This is a genomic window from Burkholderia sp. 3C, assembly GCF_054589155.1.
Map to the genome: position 1 here is coordinate 1 of NZ_BAAILN010000057.1, position 5,598 is coordinate 5,598.

2 tRNA genes and 3 rRNA genes are annotated in these 5,598 nt (G+C 52.1%); all 5 read right to left on the reverse strand.

Features of this window, described 5'->3' with window-relative positions:
* Window positions 1-4 precede the first annotated feature (4 nt).
* The 5 genes from rrf to ACYP33_RS09775 all read right to left on the reverse strand — a co-directional run bounded on the left by rrf (window position 5) and on the right by ACYP33_RS09775 (window position 5,282).
* A 5S ribosomal RNA gene (gene rrf / locus ACYP33_RS09755) occupies window positions 5-118 on the reverse strand.
* Window positions 119-310: 192 nt separating this feature from the next.
* A 23S ribosomal RNA gene (locus tag ACYP33_RS09760) occupies window positions 311-3,190 on the reverse strand.
* Window positions 3,191-3,498: 308 nt separating this feature from the next.
* Window positions 3,499-3,574, reverse strand: a tRNA-Ala gene (locus tag ACYP33_RS09765).
* Window positions 3,575-3,610: 36 nt separating this feature from the next.
* A tRNA-Ile gene (locus ACYP33_RS09770) sits at window positions 3,611-3,687 on the reverse strand.
* Window positions 3,688-3,751: 64 nt separating this feature from the next.
* Window positions 3,752-5,282 (reverse strand): 16S ribosomal RNA (locus tag ACYP33_RS09775).
* Together the 16S, 23S and 5S rRNA genes with 2 tRNA genes alongside form the textbook arrangement of a ribosomal RNA operon.
* Window positions 5,283-5,598: the final 316 nt, after the last annotated feature.

Consider the following 5,598-nt stretch of genomic DNA (forward strand, 5'->3'; position numbering starts at 1 on the left):
GGAAGCCTGACGATTACCTACTTTCACACGGGCAATCCGCACTATCATCGGCGTAGAGTCGTTTCACGGTCCTGTTCGGGATGGGAAGGGGTGGTACCGACTCGCTATGGTCATCAGGCTAAAGGGGTTGATGCGTCGCTGCTTGAGCGCCACATCCAATCTGGAAGAAGTAGTAATGAGTTGTGTGTATCGGCACACGAGAATTCTTTCTATAACGCTTGTCGTGCCTTTTAAGATCCTGAACCTGCGGTTCAGGATGGGATGCTCGTAAGTGCTGAAGCACTAACGATCATCGACACAGACTTGTTATAGGATCAAGCCTTACGGGCAATTAGTATCAGTTAGCTGAACGCATTACTGCGCTTACACACCTGACCTATCAACGTCCTGGTCTCGAACGACCCTTCAAGGAGGTCAAGCCTCCAGGGATATCTCATCTTAAGGCGAGTTTCCCGCTTAGATGCTTTCAGCGGTTATCTCTTCCGAACATAGCTACCCGGCGATGCCACTGGCGTGACAACCGGTACACCAGAGGTTCGTCCACTCCGGTCCTCTCGTACTAGGAGCAGCCCCCTTCAAATATCCAACGCCCACGGCAGATAGGGACCAAACTGTCTCACGACGTTTTAAACCCAGCTCACGTACCTCTTTAAATGGCGAACAGCCATACCCTTGGGACCGGCTACAGCCCCAGGATGAGATGAGCCGACATCGAGGTGCCAAACACCGCCGTCGATATGAACTCTTGGGCGGTATCAGCCTGTTATCCCCAGAGTACCTTTTATCCGTTGAGCGATGGCCCTTCCATACAGAACCACCGGATCACTATGACCTGCTTTCGCACCTGCTCGACTTGTCGGTCTCGCAGTTAAGCACGCTTATGCCATTGCACTATCAGCACGATTTCCGACCGTACCTAGCGTACCTTCGTACTCCTCCGTTACACTTTGGGAGGAGACCGCCCCAGTCAAACTGCCTACCATGCACTGTCCCCGACCCGGATCACGGGCCAAGGTTAGAACCTCAAACAAACCAGGGTGGTATTTCAAGGACGGCTCCACCGAAACTAGCGTTCCGGTTTCATAGCCTCCCACCTATCCTACACAGATCGGTTCAAAGTCCAATGCAAAGCTACAGTAAAGGTTCATGGGGTCTTTCCGTCTAGCCGCGGGGAGATTGCATCATCACAAACACTTCAACTTCGCTGAGTCTCGGGAGGAGACAGTGTGGCCATCGTTACGCCATTCGTGCAGGTCGGAACTTACCCGACAAGGAATTTCGCTACCTTAGGACCGTTATAGTTACGGCCGCCGTTTACCGGGACTTCAATCAAGAGCTTGCACCCCATCATTTAATCTTCCGGCACCGGGCAGGCGTCACACCCTATACGTCCACTTTCGTGTTTGCAGAGTGCTGTGTTTTTATTAAACAGTCGCAGCCACCAGTTTATTGCAACCCTTTCACCCTCCTGGCGCAGGCCAGTCAAGCTACAAGGGCGTACCTTATCCCGAAGTTACGGTACCAATTTGCCGAGTTCCTTCTCCCGAGTTCTCTCAAGCGCCTTAGAATACTCATCTCGCCCACCTGTGTCGGTTTGCGGTACGGTCACTGTTAAACTGAAGCTTAGAGGCTTTTCTTGGAACCACTTCCAATTGCTTCGCTTCCTAAGAAGCTCGCGCCACACCCTTGAATTCTGCGCCCGGATTTGCCTAAGCGCCTTCTCCAATGCAGCGACCGGGACTTCCAACACCCGGACAACCTTCCGCGATCCGTCCCCCCATCGCATTTAACAATGGTGCAGGAATATTGACCTGCTTCCCATCAGCTACGCATTTCTGCCTCGCCTTAGGGGCCGACTCACCCTACGCCGATGAACGTTGCGTAGGAAACCTTGGGCTTACGGCGAGGGGGCCTTTCACCCCCTTTATCGCTACTCATGTCAGCATTCGCACTTCCGATACCTCCAGCACACTTTACAGTGCACCTTCGCAGGCTTACGGAACGCTCTCCTACCATGCACATAAATGTGCATCCGCAGCTTCGGTATATAGCTTAGCCCCGTTACATCTTCCGCGCAGGACGACTCGATCAGTGAGCTATTACGCTTTCTTTAAAGGATGGCTGCTTCTAAGCCAACCTCCTGACTGTTTTAGCCTTCCCACTTCGTTTCCCACTTAGCTATATTTGGGGACCTTAGCTGGCGGTCTGGGTTGTTTCCCTCTTGACACCGGACGTTAGCACCCGATGTCTGTCTCCCGCGATTGCACTCTTCGGTATTCGGAGTTTGCTATGGCGAGGTAATCCGCAATGGACCCCTCAACCATGACAGTGCTCTACCCCCGAAGGTGAGACGCGAGGCACTACCTAAATAGTTTTCGGAGAGAACCAGCTATTTCCAAGTTTGTTTAGCCTTTCACCCCTATCCACAGCTCATCCCCTAACTTTTCAACGTTAGTGGGTTCGGACCTCCAGTACGTGTTACCGCACCTTCATCCTGGCCATGGATAGATCACTTGGTTTCGGGTCTACGCCCAGCAACTGAACGCCCTATTCGGACTCGCTTTCGCTACGCCTGCCCTATTCGGTTAAGCTTGCTACTGAACGTAAGTCGCTGACCCATTATACAAAAGGTACGCCGTCACCCCTTACGAGGCTCCGACTGTTTGTATGCATGCGGTTTCAGGATCTATTTCACTCCCCTCCCGGGGTTCTTTTCGCCTTTCCCTCACGGTACTGGTTCACTATCGGTCGATCACGAGTATTTAGCCTTGGAGGATGGTCCCCCCATCTTCAGACAGGATTTCACGTGTCCCGCCCTACTTGTCGTACACCTAGTTCTTTCATACTGCTTTCGTCTACAGGGCTATCACCTGCTATGGCCGCACTTTCCAGAGCGTTCGACTAACAATACAAATAAAGAGTACAGGCTCTTCCCATTTCGCTCGCCACTACTTTGGGAATCTCGGTTGATTTCTTTTCCTGCGGTTACTTAGATGTTTCAGTTCACCGCGTTCGCTTCACATAGCCTATGTATTCAGCTATGGATACTCCAAAAGGAGTGGGTTTCCCCATTCGGACATCTACGGATCAAAGCTTGTTTGCCAGCTCCCCGTAGCTTTTCGCAGGCTACCGCGTCCTTCATCGCCTGTGATCGCCAAGGCATCCACCACATGCACTTGTTCGCTTGACCCTATAACGAGTCTGTCTCGCTTGCGCTGGACAGTCGCTACAGGTTGAGTTCTCGCATTTGTGCCGTATTCCAATTTGAGCCGAACAATTAAGTTCGAATCTTCTTGAGATACATCGATACAATCACAACCCGAATAACTTTCACGCCCATCTCAAATAGACGCTTCCGTTATTCAAATTACTACTTCTTCTAGATTGTTAAAGAACGACAGCCGATAAGTACACATGGTGTACAGATCGCTCTGACTGGCTCAATCGCCAATGACAAATCCTCAGGTCACACTGACCTGAACGCTTGTCATTGAAGATTGGTGGAGGCAGACGGGATCGAACCGACGACCCCCTGCTTGCAAAGCAGGTGCTCTCCCAGCTGAGCTATGCCCCCATACAGAGACTTCTCAAGGATACTGTCCAGACTAAGTGGTGGGTCTGGTTGGATTCGAACCAACGACCCCCGCCTTATCAAGACGGTGCTCTAACCAACTGAGCTACAGACCCCTGAGTCTGTCTTGATTTACAGCCGATAAGCGTGAACGCTCAACTTTCGCGGTATTAGCTCGAGAAAGGAGGTGATCCAGCCGCACCTTCCGATACGGCTACCTTGTTACGACTTCACCCCAGTCATGAATCCTACCGTGGTGACCGTCCTCCTTGCGGTTAGACTAGCCACTTCTGGTAAAACCCACTCCCATGGTGTGACGGGCGGTGTGTACAAGACCCGGGAACGTATTCACCGCGGCATGCTGATCCGCGATTACTAGCGATTCCAGCTTCACGCACTCGAGTTGCAGAGTGCGATCCGGACTACGATCGGTTTTCTGGGATTAGCTCCCCCTCGCGGGTTGGCGACCCTCTGTTCCGACCATTGTATGACGTGTGAAGCCCTACCCATAAGGGCCATGAGGACTTGACGTCATCCCCACCTTCCTCCGGTTTGTCACCGGCAGTCTCCTTAGAGTGCTCTTGCGTAGCAACTAAGGACAAGGGTTGCGCTCGTTGCGGGACTTAACCCAACATCTCACGACACGAGCTGACGACAGCCATGCAGCACCTGTGTATCGGTTCTCTTTCGAGCACTCCCAGATCTCTCTAGGATTCCGACCATGTCAAGGGTAGGTAAGGTTTTTCGCGTTGCATCGAATTAATCCACATCATCCACCGCTTGTGCGGGTCCCCGTCAATTCCTTTGAGTTTTAATCTTGCGACCGTACTCCCCAGGCGGTCAACTTCACGCGTTAGCTTCGTTACTAAGGAAATGAATCCCCAACAACTAGTTGACATCGTTTAGGGCGTGGACTACCAGGGTATCTAATCCTGTTTGCTCCCCACGCTTTCGTGCATGAGCGTCAGTATTGGCCCAGGGGGCTGCCTTCGCCATCGGTATTCCTCCACATCTCTACGCATTTCACTGCTACACGTGGAATTCTACCCCCCTCTGCCATACTCTAGCTTGCCAGTCACCAATGCAGTTCCCAGGTTGAGCCCGGGGATTTCACATCGGTCTTAACAAACCGCCTGCGCACGCTTTACGCCCAGTAATTCCGATTAACGCTTGCACCCTACGTATTACCGCGGCTGCTGGCACGTAGTTAGCCGGTGCTTATTCTTCCGGTACCGTCATCCCTCGGCTTTATTAGAACCAAGGATTTCTTTCCGGACAAAAGTGCTTTACAACCCGAAGGCCTTCTTCACACACGCGGCATTGCTGGATCAGGCTTTCGCCCATTGTCCAAAATTCCCCACTGCTGCCTCCCGTAGGAGTCTGGGCCGTGTCTCAGTCCCAGTGTGGCTGGTCGTCCTCTCAGACCAGCTACTGATCGTCGCCTTGGTAGGCTTTTACCCTACCAACTAGCTAATCAGCCATCGGCCAACCCTATAGCGCGAGGCCCGAAGGTCCCCCGCTTTCATCCGTAGATCGTATGCGGTATTAATCCGGCTTTCGCCGGGCTATCCCCCACTACAGGACATGTTCCGATGTATTACTCACCCGTTCGCCACTCGCCACCAGACCGAAGTCCGTGCTGCCGTTCGACTTGCATGTGTAAGGCATGCCGCCAGCGTTCAATCTGAGCCAGGATCAAACTCTTCAGTTCAATACCTGTTACTGTTTTTCGGTTCTTTCGAACCGGTCGCTCACTCAAAGCTGACAGGATTACGAATTACTTCATAAACCTGACTTACTTTTGTGTGAGACTCTTGATACTTTTGCTGACCTGATCCTAAGATCAGGACCGCTTCCATCAAGCGTCCACACTTATCGGCTGTAGATTGTTAAAGAGCGTTTCCGAGAGAAGCTTGGCTTCGTTTCGGCGCTGCGTTTTCAGCAGCAGAGAAGCGAGATTATGAAGAACATTTTGAAGCGCGTCAACTACTTTTTTCAGCGCTTCGATCAACAGACTGCATCGATCG